Below are 19,295 nucleotides of genomic sequence, written 5' to 3'. Positions count from 1 at the left end.
CGAGTATGAATGCTTGACGGGACCAGCTGACTTTACTAGTCTGGTCCCTGCGCCGATTTGATTCAGCTTGCGGGCGCGTAACAAATACGGCTAAAGCGAGTTGACGTGAACTACGGAGACCTGCTTTGGCATCAGCTGAGCGGGTTTTTTTGTGCGTGCCAGATTATGCGTGCCAGATTGATAGTGGATGTACAGACATAGACAGTGCGAGGCAAAACAATGTCACATGAAGATGAAACACCCTTCGGGTTTGATACCCTGGCGGTACGCGCCGGGCATGAGCGTACCAATGAAGGCGAGCAGGGCGAAGCGATTTTCACCACCTCCAGTTATGTGTATAGCAGCGCGGCACAGGCGGCGGCACGGTTTTCCGGTGAAGAACCGGGCAATATCTATTCACGCTTCACCAATCCCACTGTGCGCACCTTTGAAAAACGGCTGGCGGCGCTGGAGGGTGGAGAACGCTGCGTGGCAACAGCCTCGGGCATGGGCGCGATCCTGACGACCTGTCTGGGGCTGCTGAAAGCCGGTGACCATATTGTTTCATCGCGGGCTATCTTTGGCACGACCGTCGTCTTGTTTAACAACATCCTTGCCCGCTTTGGGGTGGAAACCTCGTACGTGCCGTTGACGGATCTGGCCGCATGGGAGGCGGCGATTCGCCCCAACACCAAATTGTTATTCCTGGAGACGCCCTCGAACCCGGTGACCGAGATTGCCGATATTCGGGCCATGGCGGAGCTGGCCCATGCTCATGGCTGCCAACTGGTGGTGGATAATTGCTTCTGCACGCCGGCATTACAGCGGCCACTGGAGTTTGGTGCGGACATCGTCATTCATTCCGCCACCAAATATCTGGATGGCCAGGGGCGCTGTATTGGCGGTGCCATTGTGGGCAGCGAGGAATGTGTCGGCGGTGATATCTATGGTGTGGTGCGCACTGGCGGCACCAACATGAGCCCGTTTAATGCCTGGGTATTTCTGAAAGGTCTGGAAACGCTGCGTATTCGCATGGAGGCGCATTGTCGAAATGCACAGCTGCTGGCGGAATGGCTGGAGTCGCAAGCCGCGGTAACTCGCGTCAACTACCCCGGACTGGTCTCGCATCCCCAATATGCCCTGGCTGCACAGCAACAAAGCGGCGCAGGGGGTGTGCTGTCTTTTGAGCTTAACGGTGGGCAGGCGGCGGCCTGGAAGGTGATCGACAATACCCGGTTATTGTCGATCACCGCCAATCTTGGCGACACAAAAACCACCATCACGCATCCCGCCACGACCACACACGGTCGGGTTGATCCTCAGCTGCGCGCCGAGGCAGGGGTCAGTGATGGTCTGGTGCGTATCGCGGTAGGGCTGGAAGATATTGAGGATATCAAGGCCGATCTGGCACGCGGCCTGGATCTGCTCTGAGTGCTAGCGCCTCAAGAGGCGTGACTCGGTGGCGGTGGCCATGTCGTTATTGCCGATTGCCTTGTAGAGCATGGCAAGTTCGGTGAGCACCACCTCCAGTGTCGAGCCATTTTTGTCGTGCTCGCGATCCAGGATTTCGGCCGCCTGTTTGTAAAGTGGTAATGCCTGTTCAAACAGGGCCGTCGATTGCCTTGTCGCGGTATCGGTTTTTTCCACCCCGGCCTCATCAGCGGTCGCAATGTCGCTCGGCTGGTCTACAGGCTTTTCATCTTTCGTGGTGCTTCCACTGTTCGCAACGGCACGGCTCGTAAAGCTGCTATTGTCTGCGCCTACGCGTGCCTGCATGTGGTAGATATTGGCCAGCGTATACATCAACAGGGCGAGCTGAGGGTCGGAAGAGGACAGTAAACCCTGGGCTATACTCAGCGCCTCAGCATAGGCCCTGCTGGCGCGATTAAATTTTCCCTGTTCCAGGTAGGTGCTGCCGAGGTTGACGAGGGTCTGCGCAACTTCCTCATGCTGAACACCCAAAACCGCCTTTTTGTAAGTCAGCACCTGTTTCAGCGTATCTTCCGCCTGCTGGAATTTTGCTTGTGCGATATACGCCTTTGCCAGGCTGGATAAGGCATTGCCAACATAGGGATGTAAGGGGCCTTCGCCTTCTGTCCATAGGGTGATCGCTTGTTGGTAATACGATTCGGCCTTGCTGAATTTTTCTTCACCCTCATACAGAACCGCAAGATTGTAGATGGATTGCGCAACCATCGGATGGGTATCGCCAAAGGCATTCTGGCGTATGCGTAAAGCCTGTTGATGATAGTGTTCAGAATCGGCAAAGCGTTTCATGTCAAAGTAGACATTGGCGAGATTGGTGGCAGCAACGGCCACGTCGGGATGATCCGGGCTGAGCTGTTGCTCTAATATCACCAGCGAGCCAAGCAGATGGTCTTCCGCTACCGATAACCTACCGAGTGTCTGATTGATGATGCCAAGCTTCAGTAATGTGTCGGCGGTATTGACATCATCAATGCCAAAATTATTGAGGGCAATCTTGTGGGTCTGTTCCGCAGTGCGCAATGCCGCCTGGTATTCGCCCTGTTCATAGAGCGTGACGAAATGGATAGTGAGGTTTGTCCATAGGTCTTCAGCAACGGGGGTGATTTCGTTGAATGAGCGTAGGGTTGCGCGCTGATCAATAGTTGCCGGATCCGCTATGCTGTTTATGGCGGCATGACTGGTGCCAAGAATAAGAAAATTAAGCGCAAGAAAATAGACAACCAGTAAATATAAGCGATTCGCTGCTGGCCGAATGGCAAGTGATGTCACTGCGGATGATTTAGCGGATGGCGAGAACGCGGCTGTGTTCCTGCGGCTATCACTGGTTGTGGAATTTTTCATTGTCCTTTTCATCGCCTTTTCGTCGCCCTTTTCATCAACCCATGCCATTTCACTGGGCCTGAATCACTTCTTTCTCAATGTGAAACATTACGGCCATTGATTAAGATGCCCGGTGATTAGACTCGCAATAAACCGACGATGGTCTTGCTTCTCTATGCCTCTTGATGTGGATATCGTCCAATCAATGTGGCGCTTTAAATTTTTATTTATCAGCCAGTGCTTGCTGAAAGGGCGCTGCTGAAAGGATTGTCTGCAACCAGCGGATGGAAAAAGCGAGCGGAATGGCGCGATTTGTTGCGGGGTTACTGTTCTTCTCGGTAGTTACAATAACCGGTCAATGGATTGCGGCGGGCGAGAGAAAAATAAAAACCAGATAAAACATCGCGCTACGGGTGTTTTTCTGGACAGGGTCGGTAGCTTGACTGTGCTGCCGGGGGTTGGGCGGAATCGTGGGTGTGCGTTTCTTAAGTGGAAAAGTCAGTGGAAGGGTGCGTGGCAACCTCGTTTTGCAGGGAGGCCAGTAATTGCTCGGCAACCAGGATATCCGCCGTGCGACGGTTATCCGAAAACGAGGCGAGAAGCTGTGCTAGCTGGTTGCCGGCATTTTCCAGGGAGGTTTCAAAATCCATGCTGCGATGGTTGTCTGTTGGCCCGGTGCAAAGTAACCGTGTCAGGCTGGTCATTGCCCGCAGTGCGAGGGCATTTGCTGCCTGCTGACGGGCATATTCATAGGCCTGGATGAAGAGGCCTTCGGCGGCGCTGATGTCCGGGGGATTCTGTGTCAGCGCCAGTTCACCCTTTAGGCGTAAGAGCTCCGCGTCAAAAAATGTTTCGCCATTGTGTGCGGTTTCCTGCAGCGCCGTTTCGACGCAATGTTCGGCCAGTGCAACCTGTCCGGCATTCTGCAACAGGCCGATAAGGATCGCCTGGAAATAGGGACGTGCCAGACGGTTGCCTGAATTCTCGTAATCGGTAAGTGCCTGTTGAAAGGTCTCACAGGTAAGCTCCGGCGTCTGTGTTGGAGACTCTGCCCAGGACTTTAACATTTTTCCTGTCGCGACCCAGAATGGGAAGCCGTAGGTTTCGGCCAGGGCAATCTGTGCATCGGCGTATTGATAGGTCAGCGAATGATCGCCGCAAAGCTGTGACAGTGTTCCCAGGAAATTTAAGGCGTAGGCCTGGCTAAAGGGGTGGGCGAGTCCCTTGGCGAGGTGCAGTGCATGTTGACCGCGTGCGATGGCCTGTTCGGGGCGGCCGAGTAGCCAGAGTACGCAGCTGGCGCTGGCGTGGGCAGCTACACGCGCATCCTGGCTGTAGGATACCAGCGTCGAAGGGAAGGTGGCGTTGTCTGTCTCCGTACCTAACGGTAACTGGAGATTGTCTAATGCCGCGGAAAATTCACCTTTCCAGAACTGGGTGGTTCCCAGTGCGCGATGTGCCTCCTGTGAAATACAGTGCAGCTTTGACGATGCGGCCATCTTGTGCAATTCGTTGGCGAGTCTGGAGGCCTTGTCCAGATCTGCGCGGACAATGTAAAACTCCCACAGGCCGCATAAAACCGGGAATACCGTATTTTCATCGCTAATGCTTTTGCACAGCTCATGGGCCCGGGCGTAGGCCTCTTCGACCTCTGGCGCTGCGTAACCCTTGCTGATCATTACCGCAAGACCGAGCGAGGTCTGCAGGGCGAGTTCATGTAAATGGGTCTGGGAGGTGGGGGGAATGTTTTTGAGCACATCAAGCCCATTGCGCAGATGCGCCGCAGCTTCAATATTGGCGGATCGCTGTATGGCGTAACGACCGGCCGCAAGCCAATGGTGCAGGGCATCGCTATGGTTGCCTGCCCTGGTGCAGTGATGGGCGATAATCTCGGGATTGCCGGTGATGATGTCTGGAAATTTTTCTTTGATCAGAACAGAAACCCGCTGGTGATATTGTTGGCGGGTCTTTTTCAATAGTGAGTGGTAGGCCGCTTCACGCAACAGGGCGTGCTGGAATCGATAATGCACCTGCGGCGGTTGCCCACGCTGGGATAATAGCCCGGCATTGATCAACCGGTTAATGGCGGATTGCAGTTCGCTCTCGTCCTGCATGGTGGCCGCGCTCAATAGCTGGTGACTGAATTCGCGCCCCAGGGTGGCGCCGAGCTGTGCCAGCTCCTTGTCATCACCCAGGTGATCCAGGCGTGACATAAGGGAGTCTTTTAGTGTTGCCGGAATGCCTAGCCTTTCCATGCCGGTGGTGAGTGCGAAATGCTCCCCTTTTTCGACTAATAGTGTGGAGCGTAATACCGTATTGGTCAGCTCTTCGACGAATAAGGGTATGCCGTCGGTCTTGTTGATGATTTCCGAAAAGACCTCCATCGGCAGGGTTTTGCCCTGGCATAGCTGCCGGATCATGCTGCCGGACTGTTTCCGGGTGAGACGGTTCAGGGTGATCTGTGTCAGGTTGGCGCGGGCCTGCCAGGGGGAGGTGAAGTCATTGCGGAAGCTAAACAGGGCGAAAATATTGCTCAGCCCCGGTTGATTGACGAGTTGCGAAAGTAATTCGATGGTGGAGGGATCCACCCAGTGCAGGTCTTCCACGACCAGCAACACGAAACGCTGTTGTGCCAATGTTTTTAACAGTGCCGCCAGTGTGTCCAGGATTTGGAGTTTTTTCTGGTGCGGTGTGAAGATGCTCTTGTCGGTAGGTTCGGTGTCCGTGCCGGATAAGGGGATGGAAAGCAGATCCGCCAGGACCGGCGTAACGGTTTCTGTCTCCATACCCAGGCTGGCGATAATTTTTTCAATACGCGCACGTTGTTGGTGTGCATCGGGTATGTCGCACAGGCCGGTGATGCGTTTTAGCAGGTCGATTACCGGGTATAAAAAACTATTTTTATAGTAGGGTGCGCCGCAGCAATCCAGAACAATGCAGGGCTCATCCCTGGCCCAATCACACACGGCCTCGACCATGCGGGTCTTTCCAAGGCCGGGATCGGCGTTGAGTAACACAATCTGGCCGACGCCTTTGCGTGCCTGGGCGAGTCGCTCACGCAACAGGTCCGTTTCCTGTTCACGGCCGATGAGTCTGGCCTGACTGTGCTGCTGTCTGGCGGAGAATCGGTTTTTCTGTACCCGTACGCCGGTAATGGAGAACAGTTCCAGCGGCTGGGAGAATCCCTTCAGCCGATGCTCACCCTGGGTTTCATAATCAAAGCGTTCACCCAGTAGCTGGCGCGTGTTTTCGCTCACTACCACGGTATTTTCTGCGGCGTGGTCCTGGATGCGGGCGGCGATGTTGGGTGTCTCGCCCAGCGCCATCGAGCGTTTGTCGCCGGCACCGATCCCGCCGACCACCACCAGGCCGGTGTGTACGCCGACGCGTACGGCGAGTTGTACCTCGGCGCGATGCTGTAGCGGATACGTGTGTTGTGGGATGCGTTTGGTGATTTCCAGTGCGGCGTGGGTCGCTCTCTGCGCGTCGTCTTCGTGGGCGTGAGGGTAACCAAAATAGACCAGCACGCCGTCGCCCAGGTACTGGGCAACGTGGCCGTCGTAACGACTGATGATCTCGCTGCAGGTAATGCGGTAGTCGCGCATGATGTCGCGCAGTTCTTCCGGATCGATGCGGGATGACAGGGATGAGGAGCCCACCATGTCGCAAAACAGTACGGTGAGCTGGCGGCGTTCTGCCTCCTTCGGTTTTAGACTGGCGGGTTCGGTGCGGGGAAGGCGGGTAGTGGATTCGCGGATCGCACCGGGCGCCGCGGCCGGTGCGGGATAGTCGGATAATGGCGATAGACGCGCGGCGCACTGTCCGCAGTATTCAAAGTCGAAGGGGTTGTCAAACCGGCACCGGGGACAGGCGATCTGCAGGGGGGAGGCGCATTGCCCGCAGAAGCGCATGCCACCGGGGTTTTGAAATCCACATTGCTTGCAGTCCATGGCAGAATCATCTTTGGCGTTGTTATTGTGGGATCCTGCGATTCAGGATACCCAGACTACCGACATTCGGCAAGGCTGCTGGCCTTGCGTCGACTGGCGATTTTTTACAGGCTCGGAGGGCTATTAGACCGGACATGACCTCACCACGAGATCATCTGCTGGCGGTTTACCGCCAGGCGCTTTTGGCCGTGCGGGGTGAGGAGCGGACACGTCAGGCCTTGTTGGAAATGGGCCTGACGGCATGGCCCGCCGCGCACCCGCTGGCGGTGGTCGCCATCGGCAAGGCGGCGGAGAGCATGATGCGGGGTGCCTTGTCGGTGCTGGGTGAGCGGATGGTTGCGGGCCTGGTGATTACCAAGCAGCATGATGCGCGTGGCGAGGCCCTCGCCCACGACAAGTTGGTGGTGATGACGGCGGGGCATCCGCTCCCTGATCAGCACAGTCTGGCGGCGGGCGGGACGTTACTGGCCTTCATGGACGATCAGCCGCCACAGGTGCAGTTCGTGTTCCTGATATCGGGGGGAGCCTCTTCCCTGGTGGAGGTGCTGCCTGAGGGCGTGTCACTCGATCAGCTGCAGCGGGTGAATCACTGGCTGCTGTCCAATGGCTGGGGCATTGCCGCCATGAACCGTGTTCGCCAGCGTCTGTCGTGTATCAAGGGGGGGCGTCTGGCCCGCTGGCTGAAAGGCCGCAAGGCGACCTGTCTGCTGATCTCCGATGTGCCGGGCGATCGCCCGGAGATGATCGGCTCCGGACTGCTGTTCGCCGATGGCGATGCGGATCCGCATGATGGTGATGCGTATACAGACCTGCCGGCATGGATAACGGCACTGCCGCCAGCGCCGCCCGCGCCACGGAATGGGGACGCCTGTTTTGATACGCTCGATGCGAAAATTATTGCCTGTCTGGATGACGCAACACAGGCGGCCGCCGATGCAGCGAAGGCATTGGGCTATGCGGTGATCCGGCATCGACCGATGATCAGCGGCGATACCGAGATGGTGGGGCGTCATCTGGCACAACAGTTGTGTGATACAAAGCCCGCGTTTCACATCTGGGGTGGAGAGACCAGTCTTTGCCTGCCCCCACAACCCGGGCGCGGGGGGCGCAATCAGCACATGGCCCTGGTTGTCGCGTCCGCCCTCGTGGGTCGGTCGGCGTGTTATTTTCTGGCGGCGGGCACCGATGGTACGGATGGGCCGACGCAGGATGCAGGCGCCCTGGTGGATGCGCAGAGCATCGCACGCGCTCGCCGGTCCGGGCTTGATCCGGCGCAGGCCCTGCGCGAGGCCGATGCGGGAAATTTTCTGGCGGCGAGTGGCGACCTGATTCGCACCGGACCCACGGGGACCAATGTGATGGATCTGATGCTGGGTCTGAAACTGGCGTCGCCTTCGTAAGCAAAAGCGGAAAAAAACGTGGAAGAAATCTTGGCCTGTCCCGTTAATCATGACAGCGGTTCTGGCCGTGCCAGGCTTGTCGAGAACGCTACCAACCATGGTGAGAATCACAACAGTGCAGACACCGGCCCTTACAATATCGGCCTTTAAACAGGCAGCGGTGCGAGATCTTGCCTGGGTCATGCTGAGCCCCGGTCTGATGGAGGCGTCCACCGGTGCCTGCCATCTGGTCTCGGATGACTGGTGTCAGCAGACCTATGCTGCACATGAACACGTCCTGCATCGGCTGGATGAAAACCCCGAGCCCTTGCACCGCTATCTTGCCGCGCAAAAAAGCCACCGCCTGGGTTTCTATTTCGAGAGGCTGCTGGCCTATTGGCTTGAACGTATCCTGCAAGCAGATCCCTTTTGCATGAACGTCCCAGTCTTCCAGACACTGAAAGTTACCGGCCGCAAGACCCTGGGGGAATTTGACTTTTTATTTGCCCACCAGGATCGTCCCCTTCTTCAGCACTGGGAGGCCACGGTTAAATTTTACCTGTACTGTGAAAGTGAGGCCGGTGAGGCGCGCTGGCTGGGGCCGGCGAGCCAGGATCGACTGGATCTCAAACTGCGCCGCATGTTTGAGCATCAGTTACGGCTCGCAGAGACCGCAGAGGGTAGCGTCGTGGCCGAGCGCTTTTCGGCGCTAGCGGTCAATGCCTCCGCCTTCATCAAGGGTTATCTGTTTTACCCGCTGGACCGCGAGACCGAGGTGCACTCAAAACACACTGGCGCAAGCCCGCATTCGGCGTTCGCTATTTCACCGGCGCATCTGCGGGGCTGGTGGCTGCGCCATGGCGAGACCGCACTGCCGAAGCGATGTGCCGATTCTCGCTGGTGGGTTCTGACAAAGTTGAGCTGGCTCTCAACCGCCTGCTGCGCCGATGAGAAATCCGCCGGCCTGTTGAGCGATGCCGAGGCGGAGCAATATTGCGCGCAACATTTCCTGCATCACCGTTCTGCGCTGTTGCTGGCGGAGCTGCGGCCCGGCGCCGACGGTTGGCTGGAGGTGGCGCGCGGATTTGTGGTGGCGGCCGGCTGGCCGGATGCGGGTCGAAATGCGGGCTAGGCGGCTGTCGCCTTTATCAGTACGGGGTATTGTGCAGATCTGTGAGGCGGGTCACAGATAGTCTGTGCCACAGGTCGCTGTGCCGGCATGATTATTCTACAACACTCATAGTTAACCGAATCTGCACTACAGACAGCAATGCCAGCGGTCGATAGTCTCACAAAGGCGGTGCTGGCCAGGTCGATGCGGAGGATGCCAGATGCGGATTCAACGATGGTCGAACGCACGGGAATGATGAAGCTTCAACTGAATTTGGCCGATGACAGCCGTGTGAGTGGCCGAGGTTATTTTTGACGAGGCTGTTTTTGAAAAGTACAGGTAATAAAGTACAGGTGGATGAAATGAAATTGTCAAAACTTGATCCGATGACGGTGCTGATGGTGGTGGTGGCGCTTGGCGTTGTGGTCACGATGCTGTCGCAGAATAGTATTGCCGCTGTGGACAGGGTTTCGGTGACGGCGAATACGATTGAAAAACAGGCCGCTGCCGCACCGGCGCAGAATCGGGGTCAACAAACGCTACACAAGGGCGCAAGGTCGGCTGCCTACGGCTCGCCCGCCAATATCCAGGCGCGTTATTTCTCGCAATAGGCACCCGCAATAGGTACCCGCAATAGGTATCCGCAGTAGGTACCCACAATAGATCCCGGCGAAACGCTCGTCACCCCTCGCTAACCCCGCCGCCTTGCAGCGGCTATTTCCCACCCTTGGAACTAATGACAGGCCGCAGCCAGTGCCCGTATAAGGCATCTGCGGTTTGCTGCAATTGCCGGATCCGGTCGTCCAGGTCTTCGGTCATGGCCGCCTGACTCTGTACTGTTTCGGAAGGGGTGACAAGCTCGTCTTTGTAAAGGCTGGCCCATTCCCGCACCATCCCATCCGTCATCTCGATATGGCATTGCAAGGCCAGCGTGTTGCCGACCACGAAACCCTGATGTGCGCAGTGCCGACTCTCGAGAATGGCCGTCGCCCCGGCGGGGATGGAGAAGGTTTCCCCGTGCCAGTGAAAGGCCAGACGGTCAATGCCGGGGGTAGGCAGCCACTCATCCGCCACCCTGTTGGGTAGTTTCTGGACGGGCAGCCAGCCGATCTCCTTGACCGGGTTGGCGCTCACCGTTCCACCCAGCGCCTTGCTGATCAGCTGCCCGCCAAGGCAGTGCCCCAGTACCGGCAGGTCGGCGTCAATCGCCATTTGTATGAGCGCAAGCTCCTGCTGAATCCAGCCAAGATCATCGTTGACGCTCATGGGCCCACCCATAAAAACCAGGCCACTGACATCATCGATTTGTGGCGGCGGTGTTTCGCCGGCATCGATACGCACCAGTTCGTAGGGGATGTTATTCTTTTCGAGAAAAGTGGCCAGGTAGCCTGGGCCTTCGCAGGCAATGTGACGAAAAATACGGACAGGTTTCATGATGAGAAAGCTCGTTTCCAGAGGGTGTATGCAAGGGTGTCTGCTGGCTATGTTATCAGCCTTTTCCGGCGTGTGTATGACGGCAGCGCTAGCCAGTGATCCAGGCGATGATTCGGCCAGTGATTCGGTCAATGACCCGGCTGACCCGTCACCTCAGGAGGATGGACGACCGCCGCCGCGGCAGGCGGCCCTGCAGGGCGTACTCGGCAGCAAGGCCCTGTTGTTGGTGGATGGCGAGCGTCATCTCCTGTCGGTGGGTGAGGTCTCGACATCCGGGGTGCGTGTGCTGCGGATTGAGGCGGATGCGGTGGAGGTCAGCATTGACGGGCAGCCTCGCCGCCTGGGCCTGGGGGACAGTCATACGGTAACCGGGCCATACCGGGAACGCGAGTCGGTGGCGGTGACCATTTCCCGCGACCGGCGCGGCATGTATAGCACGGTCGGCAGTATCAATGGCCTGCCGGTGAGTTTTCTGGTGGATACCGGGGCCACCACGGTGGCAATGAATAAACAACACGCCAAACGCCTGGCCATCGATTTTCGGGTGAAGGGCAATCCCATCCTTGTGGGGACCGCATCCGGCGTGACCCGGGCCTACCGGGTCACCCTGGACAGGGTGTCGGTAGGCGAGATCACGCTGCGCAATGTCACCGCCGTGGTCATGGATGGTGATTTTCCCGCCCAGGTGCTGCTGGGTATGACCTTCCTCGGGCAGCTGGAGATGCAGCGCGAGGGGGGTGTGCTGCACCTGAAAAAAACCTTTTGATCACAGCGGCTTAAGTCAGCAACTCCAGGTTTAGGGCGCTAAAGTATTCGCGGATTGTGTCGAAATCTTAAGGGCATAGGCAGAGCGGGGGCGTCTGCCGAGTGCTCTTGCACCGTCACAGGCTCTGAGGACGGGCGTTGCATAACCCGGGTTATCCAGGGTGGTGATTATCTGCCGAGTAGGGATGCACACAGGTATAACTTTATGATTTTGGCAAGGACTGTGGAATGAACGCGCAATGAGAAACGTCGAAATGCTGGAGGGTGGATCGATAGCCAGGATCTATTGGCCGGCAGCCTTGCTGCCGGTGGCGCTGCTTAGCGTCTGGCTCTGGCCGATACTTCCCGTTATGTTGGTGTCGATCCTGGTGCTGAGCGGTGCCTGGGTCAGCAGCCTGCAGGGTGTTCGCCGCCGTCAATCGCAGTGGCTTGCTGCGATGGCCGAGAGCGACGCGAGCCAGCTCCAGGACGAACAGCAGGACCATGAAAGCAGCGATGCGGAGATACAGCAGCAACTCGACCTGTTCCGGGGCGAGCTGGATCAATTGTTGGATATATTGGCGACCGCCATTGGCGGTCTGATGACGAGTTTTATTGGCCTGGAGGAGCAGTCACGCAGTCAGGAGCAAGTGGTGCGGGGAACACTGGATTGCGTCACGCGGGATGCGGCGGGTGGTGAAGGCATCAATAACCTCACCAAGGAGGCCACCACGATTATTCAGTTGTTTATTGACAGCATTTTTGCCATGCGGGAGAGCAGCAATGAACTGGTCGAGTGCCTGAATGGAATGGGCAAGCAGATCAAGTCCGTCAATAAACTGTTGGGCGAGATAGATGGCATCAGTTCGCAAACCAATCTGCTGGCGCTCAATGCGGCTATTGAGGCGGCGCGGGCGGGAGAGGCGGGCCGTGGCTTTGCCGTTGTGGCCGATGAGGTGCGTGCACTCTCGCAACGCAGCAATCATTTCAGTGACAAAATCCGTGAGCAATATGGACTCATGGAGAAAAGCATACAGAATGCGGCGAACGTGGTCGGAAAAATGGCCTCGCGGGATATGGATATGACGATGAACTCCAAGAACCGGGTTATCGAACTGATGGATGAGGCCGATGCCATCAATAAAAATGTAGAAGTGCAATTACACAATGTTTCAATGATATCCGAGCGTATCAATCAGGATGTCTCCACGGCGGTACGCTCACTGCAGTTTGAAGATATGACGCGGCAGCTGATCGAGCACATGGGGCGACGTATCGATGCGGTGCAGACATTGGTGGCAGGGGACAGTGCGCCGTCGCAGTCGTCGGTTGCCAGCCATTCTGATGCAGGGGCGACCGTTTCGTCGACCCGCACAACCGGCTCGACGGCATCGGCCGGCGGGCAGGACAAACAAGCGGCAAGCACACACAGGTCATCGCCGGTTAGTCAGCAGGACATGGCGAGTGGCGATATTGAATTATTCTAGTTGAGCGAATTTTAATGGCAAAGATTATGGTAGTGGATGATGAACCGTCACTGAGAACAATGCTCAGTCATATGCTGGCCCAGGATCATCATGAGGTCATTCTGGGTAAGGACGGCGAACAGGGCATCAAGTTGTATAAGGAAAATCTACCGGATCTGGTGATATCGGATCTGGTGATGCCCAACAAGAACGGCATCGACATGATTCTGGAACTGAAAAAGGATTATCCGGATTTACGTCTGATCGCTATTTCTGGTGGCGGCGGCATTACCGGATCATTTGACTATTTGCCGACGGCCAAGTTGATCGGCGCCGACCTTATTCTAAATAAGCCATTCAGTCTTCAGGAGCTGCGCAAGGCCTTGCTGGAGGTGTTGGGTGAGGCGGCCTGATGTCTGCTGGTGAAACTGTCCGGGGATAGTGGGCCGCTCTCCCGCTTCCGCAGCCAATTCATCCTAAATCCGACAGCCTCCTAGTCCATGTTTTTCTTGATCAACGCATAGGCCGAATGGTTGTGGATGGATTCGAAGTTTTCTGATTCCACAATGTAGGCCCGGATGCGTTTGTCCTTGTTCAGGGCCGCGGCGACATCGCGCACCATATCTTCCACGAACTTGGGATTGTCATAGGCGCGTTCGGTGACATATTTTTCATCCGGGCGTTTCAGCAGGCCGTACAGTTCGCAAGAGGCCATCGCCTCGACGACATCAATGATGTCTTCAATCCAGACAAATTCATCAGTCTTTATGGTCACGGTGACATGTGAGCGCTGATTGTGCGCGCCACGCTCCGAGATTTTCTTGGAGCAGGGGCAGAGGCTGGTCACGGGCACCACCACCTTGAGCGTGGTTTCGTGTTTACCCTTGCAGCTGGCGCCAATAAAGGTGACGTCGTAATCCAGCAGGCTCTGCACGCCGGAAACGGGCGCGGTCTTGTTGACGAAATAGGGGAAGGCCATTTCGATGTTGCCTGACTCGGCCTCCAGCCGCTCGGTCATTTCCGCCAGCATGTGCTTGAAAGACTGCACGGAGATCTCGCGTTCGTGCTGGTTGAGTATCTCCACAAAACGCGACATGTGGGTGCCCTTGAAATTGTGCGGCAGATTCACATACATGTTGAAGTTGGCGATGGTGTGCTGCTCGCCGCCGGTGCGGTCACGAATCCGTACCGGGTGGCGGATATCCTTGATGCCCACCTTGTTGATGGCCAGTTGGCGTGTGTCCTGCGAATTTTGTACGTCGGCGATGGTATCGGTGGTATTGGTGGTCGTAGTCACAATGGTACCTTTTTAATTAAGTATCCAGGGGCGAGTTACTCGCCCCTAGTCACTGTCTGTAAAGCGCACACAGGCACGCTCCGTTTCCCACAGGGTGATCGCCTTGACGCGAACATGGTCGTCGTTGAGGGCCGTCGACAGCCCGTTGAAAATAAAGGCCGCGATATTTTCCGCGGTGGGATTGATCTGATCAAAGGGCTCGATCTCGTTGAGATAACGGTGATCCAGCCGATCGGTCAATTCCCGCACCTGCTGGCGGATGGCCTTGAAATCGATCGCCATACCTACCGCATTCAGTTGGCTGGCCTCGACCTCGGCCTCGACCTTCCAGTTATGGCCATGCATGCGGGCGCAGGCGCCGGGATAATCGCGCAGGGTGTGGGCGGAGGCGAAATCGCTAACCACTTTGAGTGTGTATTTTACGGCCATGAGGGTTCTGATAAGGGACTGGAATAAATAGTTGATGAAAAGACTAAGGTATTAAGCCTTATTTAGCAACACGCGCATGCGTGCCGGCGTGCTCCAGCCACTGGGTGATGCTGGCCTGGATGGCCCTGGCGTCGAGGCCGCACTGGCTGAGCAGGGCGGCATGTTCTCCGTGCTCCACAAAGCGATCCGGCAGCCCCAGATTGTGTACGGGGAGAGTGACGCCATGGGCGGCCAGGCACTCATTGACGCCACTGCCCGCGCCACCGGCGAGGGCATTTTCCTCCACCGTGACCAGCAGCTCGTGCTGCTCGGCCATGGCCAGGATCAGGGCCTCATCCAGCGGCTTGACGAAACGCATGTTCACCACGGTCGCGCCCAGCGCCTCGGCGGCGGCAATGGACGGGGCCAGCATGCTGCCGAAGGCGAGGATGGCGACGCGTTGGCCGCTCAGCCGCAACTCCGCCTTGCCCACGGGCAGGGTGGTGAAATCGGCGATCGGCGCCATCCCCGGACCGAAGCCGCGCGGGTAACGCACGGCGCTGGGGCCGTTGTGCCGGTAACCGGTAGTGAGCATCTGGCGACACTCGTTCTCGTCGGACGGGGCCATCACCACCATATTGGGGATGCAGCGCAGGTAACTGAGATCAAAGGTGCCGGCATGGGTGGGGCCATCGGCGCCGACCAGCCCGGCCCGGTCGATGGCGAACAGCACCGGCAGGTTCTGGATCGCGACGTCGTGGATCAGTTGATCGTAGGCGCGTTGCAGGAACGTGGAATAGATGGCTACCACCGGCCGCAGGCCGTCGCAGGCCATGCCGGCAGCGAGGGTGACGGCGTGCTGCTCGGCGATGCCGACGTCAAAATACTGCTCGGGATAGCGCTCGGAAAATGCCACCATGCCGGAGCCCTCGCGCATGGCGGGGGTGATGCCCATGAGGTCTTTGTCCTCGGCGGCCATGTCGCAGAGCCAGTCACCAAACACCTGGGTGTAGCTGGGGCCGGTGCGGGCCTTGCTGCCCGAGAGTGCCTCGCCCGTGTCGGGATCATAGCTGCCGACACCATGGAAGGCGCAGGGGTTTTCCTCCGCCGGGGTGAAGCCTTTGCCCTTCTTGGTGACGATGTGCAGAAACTGCGGCCCGTCGAGGGATTTTAGGTTCCCCAGGGTCTTCACCAGGGTGTCCATGTCATGGCCATCGATGGGGCCGATGTAGTTGAAGCCCAGTTCCTCAAACAGGGTGCCGGGGATCACCATGCCCTTGGCGTGTTCCTCCACCCGTTTGGCCAGCTCCCACATGTTGGGGATCTGGCTGAGCACCTTCTTTGAGCCCTCACGGGCGGTGAGGTACAGCTTGCCGGAGAGGATGCGCGCCAGGTAATTGGAGAGGCCGCCGACGTTGGGTGAGATGGACATCTCGTTGTCATTGAGCACCACCAGCAGGTTGGCATCCAGCGAGCCGGCATGGTTCAGTGCCTCGAAGGCCATGCCCGCGGTCATGGCGCCGTCACCGATCACCGCCACCACCTTGGTGCTGGCATCGCCCTTGTGCCGGGCGGCGATGGCCATGCCCAGGGCGGCGCTGATGGAGGTGCTGGAATGGCCGACCCCGAAGGTGTCGTAGGGGCTTTCGCTGCGTTTGGGAAAACCGGCGAGGCCGCCCTGTTGGCGCAGGCTGTGCATTTGCTCCCGGCGGCCGGTGAGAATCTTGTGCGGGTAACTCTGATGACCCACATCCCACACCAGCTTGTCCTGCGGGGTGTTGAAGACGTAGTGCAGGGCGACGGTCAGCTCCACCGTACCCAGGCCGGAGGCGAGGTGGCCGCCGGTTTGTCCCACGGTCTGGATCAGGAAGGCGCGCAGCTCATCGGCCAGCTGCTTGAGCTGGTGGGGGTCCAGCTGACGGACATCATCGGGAAGCTGAATACTCTCCAGCAGGGGGAATGCACATGAGTCGGACATCGGGTTTGTCTTGGCCTGGCCTTGGGTTTGTCGGTGGGGGCATGAACGGCCCACGGGCCGATCCTGCTTCCGCATTCTTGATAATAAAAAGCGATAACAAAAAACGATTACAAAAAGGGGAGGCGATTATATCAGCTTTGCCGGTGGATGATGTACCCGGCGATGTCGCGCAGGGGCTGGGCCGCGTCGCCCCATTCCGCCAGGCTGTCGATCGCCTCCTGATGCAGCTCATCGGCGCGGCGTCGGGCCTCGGACAGGCCCAGCAGCGCGGGATAGGTGGGTTTATTGCGGGCCTGATCGGAGCCCTGGGGTTTGCCCAGTATTTCGGTGCTGCCTTCCACGTCCAGGATGTCGTCACGGATCTGAAAGGCCAGTCCCATACAGCGGGCGAAGTGCTCCAGCCGGTCCAGCTGGGTCGGCGGCACGCCGGGCTGGCTGAGGGCGCCCAGCCGCACGCTGGCGTGGATCAGCGCGCCGGTTTTGTGGATGTGCATGTTTTCCAGTTCGGCGAGATTCATCGCCGTGCCCACCGCCGCGAGATCAATGGCCTGACCCCCCGCCATGCCGCGAGAGCCGCTGGCGAGGGCCAGGGTCTCCACCATTTTCAGGCGCAGCCCGGCGTCGTCCACCATGGCCGGGTCGTGGGCGAGGATGTAGAAGGCCAGCGATTGCAGGGCGTCACCGGCGAGGATGGCGGTGGCCTCATCAAACTGGATGTGGCAGGTGGGCTTGCCGCGGCGCAGCTCGTCGTCGTCCATGGCCGGCAGGTCATCGTGGATCAGGGAATAGACGTGGATCAGCTCCAGCGCACAGGCGGGGCCGTCCAGGGTGCGGGGGTCGACGCCCAGCATCTGGCCGGTGAGATAGACCAGCAGCGGCCGTACCCGTTTGCCGCCCCCGAGGCAGCTGTAGCGCATGGCGGTGTGCAGCGGGCTTGGATGGATAGTGGCGGTGGGCAACCAGCGCTCAAGCGCCTGTTCGGTACGGGCCTGGTAGGTATGCAGCAGGGTGGTCAGGGACACGGGATTTCCTTCTGTCACAGTGGCGATCGATAACGACGGCAGTGCCGTCAGTGGCAGGCGATAGGGGATGGGTAGGGCAGCAGGCAGGCGTGGCCTTATTCGGCGGCCGGTTCAAAGGCCTCGGGTTCTCCGTCCTTTTTCAGCAGGATTTCCACCTTCTGCTCGGCCTCGGTCAGGGCGGTCTGGCAGCTGCGGGTGAGTTCGATGCCGCGCTCGAAGTCTTTGAGCGACTCCTCCAGCGAGGTCTCGCCGGCCTCCATGCGTTCCACCAGGGTCTCCAGTTCCTTCAGGGCGGTCTCAAAGTCCGGGGTCTTCTGCTGTCTTTTTGCCATGGTTTTCTACCTGATCGATGTTGGCCGGTACGTTAACCCAGGGCTTCCGGCCGGGTCAACCGAGGCGGCCCGTTGCGGGTCATGGCACGCGTTCCGTGATTCATGGACAAAGGCCACCGGCCTGAAATCCAGCCCCAGAACGAGCTCACCCCGGCAGGGCCGGGGTGAGGTGTCGAACGCGGGGATGAGAAAAAGACTAAGCGTCGGCCGCCTTGTCCGCCGCTTCGCTATGCACGCAGATGCCATTGCCCGCGCGTTTGGCTACGTACATGGCCGCATCGGCCTTGCCGATCAGGGCGTCGATATCGGTGCCATGGTCGGGGTAGAGGGCGATACCGATACTGCCACTGACACTGATCATTTCACCATCACTATCCATGACGACCTGCTCATGGAAGATGGCCATAATCTTTTCCGCGGCGACGGAGGGGGATTCCCTGTCCACGGTGGGCAGCACAAAGGCAAACTCATCGCCGCCCAGCCGGGCAACGGTGTCGCTGGCACGCAGCGCGGCCTCGACACGGGTGGCGACGGTCTTGAGCACATAGTCCCCGGCCAGATGTCCGCGCTGATCATTGATGTCCTTGAACCCGTTGAGGTCCATCAGGGCCACCGCAAATTGGGTCTTGTTGCGTTTGGCGAGCCTGATCGCCTGTTCCAGTCGGTCATGATAAAGGATGCGGTTGGGCAGGCCGGTGAGTGAGTCGTGCAGGGCCGCATGCTTGAGCTGATCATTGCTGCTGGCCAGCTCGGCATTTTTTGATTCGAGCTCGGCGAGCAGATTGTTTAATTGCAGGGTGCGCTGCTGTACCTCTTTTTCCAGGTTCTTCACATAGTGCCTGGCCTGTTCGCCCAGGTTCCATTTTTTGATCAGGCTCAGCGCCATCTGCTGTACGGCGACGGCGTCAAATGGTTTACGCAGAAACAGCAGCTTATCGGAACTGCCCAGCTTGGCCACGATGTCATCCCAGGTGTAATCGGAATAGGCGGTGCACAGCACCATCTCGGCGTAGGGGTGTTTGATCCAGATACGACTGATGGTTTCGATACCATCCCAGCCGGGCGGCATGCGCACATCCATAAAAATGAGGGCGTAGGGCCGGCCTTCTTCCGCGGCCTTGTCGACCATGGCCAGCGCCTCCTGACCCTGCATGGCGGAGTCGACTTCATAGGCCAGGGTTTCGACAATGTTGGCAGCCGCGGTTTTGGCCTCGTCCTCGCCAAACAGCTCGGCCTCCAGATCATCCAGTGCGGCATGGTCTTCATTCTTTTCGTGAATCAATACCTTGCGAAAATCTTCGTGGATGGACTCGTTGTCATCAACGATAAGTATGCGCGTGTTGTGTTCCATAATGGCCTCTGTTCTGCCGTTTGTAATGATGTGAAT

Annotated in this window: 16 protein-coding genes; 7 read left to right on the top strand and 9 right to left on the bottom strand. The window is 58.2% G+C overall.

The genetic code is table 11. From position 1 onward, the window contains the following. Positions 1-219 precede the first annotated feature (219 nt). Positions 220-1,410, top strand: coding sequence for an O-succinylhomoserine sulfhydrylase (locus RRB22_06730; protein MDT8384093.1), 1,191 nt, complete (start codon positions 220-222; stop codon positions 1,408-1,410). A 3-nt stretch (positions 1,411-1,413) separates the two neighbouring features. On the opposite strand, the gene RRB22_06725 is transcribed toward RRB22_06730, so the two are convergent. Next, positions 1,414-2,856, bottom strand: a complete 1,443-nt coding sequence (locus RRB22_06725) for a tetratricopeptide repeat protein (protein MDT8384092.1) — start codon at positions 2,854-2,856, stop codon at positions 1,414-1,416. Between the two features lie 416 nt (positions 2,857-3,272). Beyond that, positions 3,273-6,737: an adenylate/guanylate cyclase domain-containing protein gene (locus RRB22_06720; GenBank protein ID MDT8384091.1), complete on the bottom strand. Its 3,465-nt coding sequence runs from the start codon at positions 6,735-6,737 to the stop codon at positions 3,273-3,275. A gap of 134 nt (positions 6,738-6,871) precedes the next feature. On the opposite strand from RRB22_06720, the gene RRB22_06715 reads away from it, so the two are divergent. The 3 genes from RRB22_06715 to RRB22_06705 all read left to right on the top strand — a co-directional run bounded on the left by RRB22_06715 (position 6,872) and on the right by RRB22_06705 (position 9,838). Then, positions 6,872-8,137: a DUF4147 domain-containing protein gene (locus RRB22_06715; GenBank protein MDT8384090.1), complete on the top strand. Its 1,266-nt coding sequence runs from the start codon at positions 6,872-6,874 to the stop codon at positions 8,135-8,137. 97 nt (positions 8,138-8,234) lie between these two features. Continuing rightward, positions 8,235-9,248 carry a DUF1853 family protein gene (locus RRB22_06710; GenBank protein MDT8384089.1) on the top strand — a complete coding sequence of 338 codons (1,014 nt, stop codon included), beginning with the start codon at positions 8,235-8,237 and terminating at the stop codon, positions 9,246-9,248. Positions 9,249-9,589: 341 nt separating this feature from the next. Continuing rightward, entirely contained in the window at positions 9,590-9,838 is a 249-nt protein-coding gene (locus tag RRB22_06705) for a hypothetical protein (GenBank protein ID MDT8384088.1), read from the top strand. 103 nt (positions 9,839-9,941) lie between these two features. On the opposite strand, the gene RRB22_06700 is transcribed toward RRB22_06705, so the two are convergent. After that, a complete protein-coding gene (locus tag RRB22_06700; GenBank protein MDT8384087.1) occupies positions 9,942-10,661 on the bottom strand; it encodes a type 1 glutamine amidotransferase in 720 nt (239 codons plus the stop codon). Positions 10,662-10,737: 76 nt separating this feature from the next. Between RRB22_06700 and RRB22_06695 the strand changes: the two genes are divergently transcribed. The 3 genes from RRB22_06695 to RRB22_06685 all read left to right on the top strand — a co-directional run bounded on the left by RRB22_06695 (position 10,738) and on the right by RRB22_06685 (position 13,284). Then, on the top strand, positions 10,738-11,427 hold the full coding sequence (locus RRB22_06695; protein MDT8384086.1) for a TIGR02281 family clan AA aspartic protease: 690 nt from the start codon (positions 10,738-10,740) through the stop codon (positions 11,425-11,427). A 238-nt stretch (positions 11,428-11,665) separates the two neighbouring features. Next, positions 11,666-12,892 (top strand): methyl-accepting chemotaxis protein, encoded by a 1,227-nt coding sequence (locus RRB22_06690; GenBank protein MDT8384085.1) that lies wholly within the window; start codon positions 11,666-11,668, stop codon positions 12,890-12,892. Positions 12,893-12,906: 14 nt separating this feature from the next. Next, complete coding sequence (locus RRB22_06685) at positions 12,907-13,284, top strand: response regulator (protein MDT8384084.1); 378 nt, start codon at positions 12,907-12,909, stop codon at positions 13,282-13,284. A gap of 80 nt (positions 13,285-13,364) precedes the next feature. Here the strand turns inward: RRB22_06685 and folE2 are convergent, their stop codons facing one another. The 6 genes from folE2 to RRB22_06655 form a co-directional block, all read right to left on the bottom strand. Continuing rightward, complete coding sequence (gene folE2 / locus RRB22_06680; protein MDT8384083.1) at positions 13,365-14,168, bottom strand: GTP cyclohydrolase FolE2; 804 nt, start codon at positions 14,166-14,168, stop codon at positions 13,365-13,367. A 45-nt stretch (positions 14,169-14,213) separates the two neighbouring features. Further along, positions 14,214-14,597, bottom strand: a complete 384-nt coding sequence (gene queD / locus RRB22_06675; protein ID MDT8384082.1) for a 6-carboxytetrahydropterin synthase QueD — start codon at positions 14,595-14,597, stop codon at positions 14,214-14,216. A 58-nt stretch (positions 14,598-14,655) separates the two neighbouring features. Continuing rightward, the gene (gene dxs, locus RRB22_06670; GenBank protein MDT8384081.1) at positions 14,656-16,554 is read right to left on the bottom strand and encodes a 1-deoxy-D-xylulose-5-phosphate synthase; all 1,899 of its coding nucleotides are present in this window, start codon (positions 16,552-16,554) and stop codon (positions 14,656-14,658) included. 131 nt (positions 16,555-16,685) lie between these two features. Beyond that, positions 16,686-17,570 carry a (2E,6E)-farnesyl diphosphate synthase gene (ispA, locus tag RRB22_06665; protein ID MDT8384080.1) on the bottom strand — a complete coding sequence of 295 codons (885 nt, stop codon included), beginning with the start codon at positions 17,568-17,570 and terminating at the stop codon, positions 16,686-16,688. 101 nt (positions 17,571-17,671) lie between these two features. Further along, a complete protein-coding gene (locus tag RRB22_06660) occupies positions 17,672-17,908 on the bottom strand; it encodes an exodeoxyribonuclease VII small subunit (protein MDT8384079.1) in 237 nt (78 codons plus the stop codon). 196 nt (positions 17,909-18,104) lie between these two features. Further along, positions 18,105-19,259, bottom strand: a complete 1,155-nt coding sequence (locus RRB22_06655) for a diguanylate cyclase (protein MDT8384078.1) — start codon at positions 19,257-19,259, stop codon at positions 18,105-18,107. Positions 19,260-19,295: the final 36 nt, after the last annotated feature.

This window comes from Gammaproteobacteria bacterium (genome assembly GCA_032250735.1).
Taxonomy (GTDB): Bacteria; Pseudomonadota; Gammaproteobacteria; order SZUA-152; family SZUA-152; genus SZUA-152.
Note: the sequence above shows the minus strand (reverse complement) of the source record. Positions and strands in the feature narration are given on the sequence as shown.

Excerpts from the sequence above, each read along its gene's own strand:
- RRB22_06720 (MDT8384091.1), bottom strand. The coding sequence starts at position 6,737 with ATGGACTGCAAGCAATGTGGATTTCAAAACCCCGGTGGCATGCGCTTC.
- RRB22_06725 (MDT8384092.1), bottom strand. The coding sequence starts at position 2,856 with ATGGCATGGGTTGATGAAAAGGGCGACGAAAAGGCGATGAAAAGGACA.
- RRB22_06655 (MDT8384078.1), bottom strand. The coding sequence starts at position 19,259 with ATGGAACACAACACGCGCATACTTATCGTTGATGACAACGAGTCCATC.
- RRB22_06715 (MDT8384090.1), top strand. The coding sequence starts at position 6,872 with ATGACCTCACCACGAGATCATCTGCTGGCGGTTTACCGCCAGGCGCTT.
- RRB22_06705 (MDT8384088.1), top strand. The coding sequence starts at position 9,590 with ATGAAATTGTCAAAACTTGATCCGATGACGGTGCTGATGGTGGTGGTG.
- RRB22_06695 (MDT8384086.1), top strand. The coding sequence starts at position 10,738 with ATGACGGCAGCGCTAGCCAGTGATCCAGGCGATGATTCGGCCAGTGAT.
- RRB22_06700 (MDT8384087.1), bottom strand. The coding sequence starts at position 10,661 with ATGAAACCTGTCCGTATTTTTCGTCACATTGCCTGCGAAGGCCCAGGC.
- queD (MDT8384082.1), bottom strand. The coding sequence starts at position 14,597 with ATGGCCGTAAAATACACACTCAAAGTGGTTAGCGATTTCGCCTCCGCC.
- RRB22_06710 (MDT8384089.1), top strand. The coding sequence starts at position 8,235 with ATGGTGAGAATCACAACAGTGCAGACACCGGCCCTTACAATATCGGCC.
- RRB22_06660 (MDT8384079.1), bottom strand. The coding sequence starts at position 17,908 with ATGGCAAAAAGACAGCAGAAGACCCCGGACTTTGAGACCGCCCTGAAG.
- RRB22_06690 (MDT8384085.1), top strand. The coding sequence starts at position 11,666 with ATGAGAAACGTCGAAATGCTGGAGGGTGGATCGATAGCCAGGATCTAT.
- dxs (MDT8384081.1), bottom strand. The coding sequence starts at position 16,554 with ATGTCCGACTCATGTGCATTCCCCCTGCTGGAGAGTATTCAGCTTCCC.
- RRB22_06730 (MDT8384093.1), top strand. The coding sequence starts at position 220 with ATGTCACATGAAGATGAAACACCCTTCGGGTTTGATACCCTGGCGGTA.
- RRB22_06685 (MDT8384084.1), top strand. The coding sequence starts at position 12,907 with ATGGCAAAGATTATGGTAGTGGATGATGAACCGTCACTGAGAACAATG.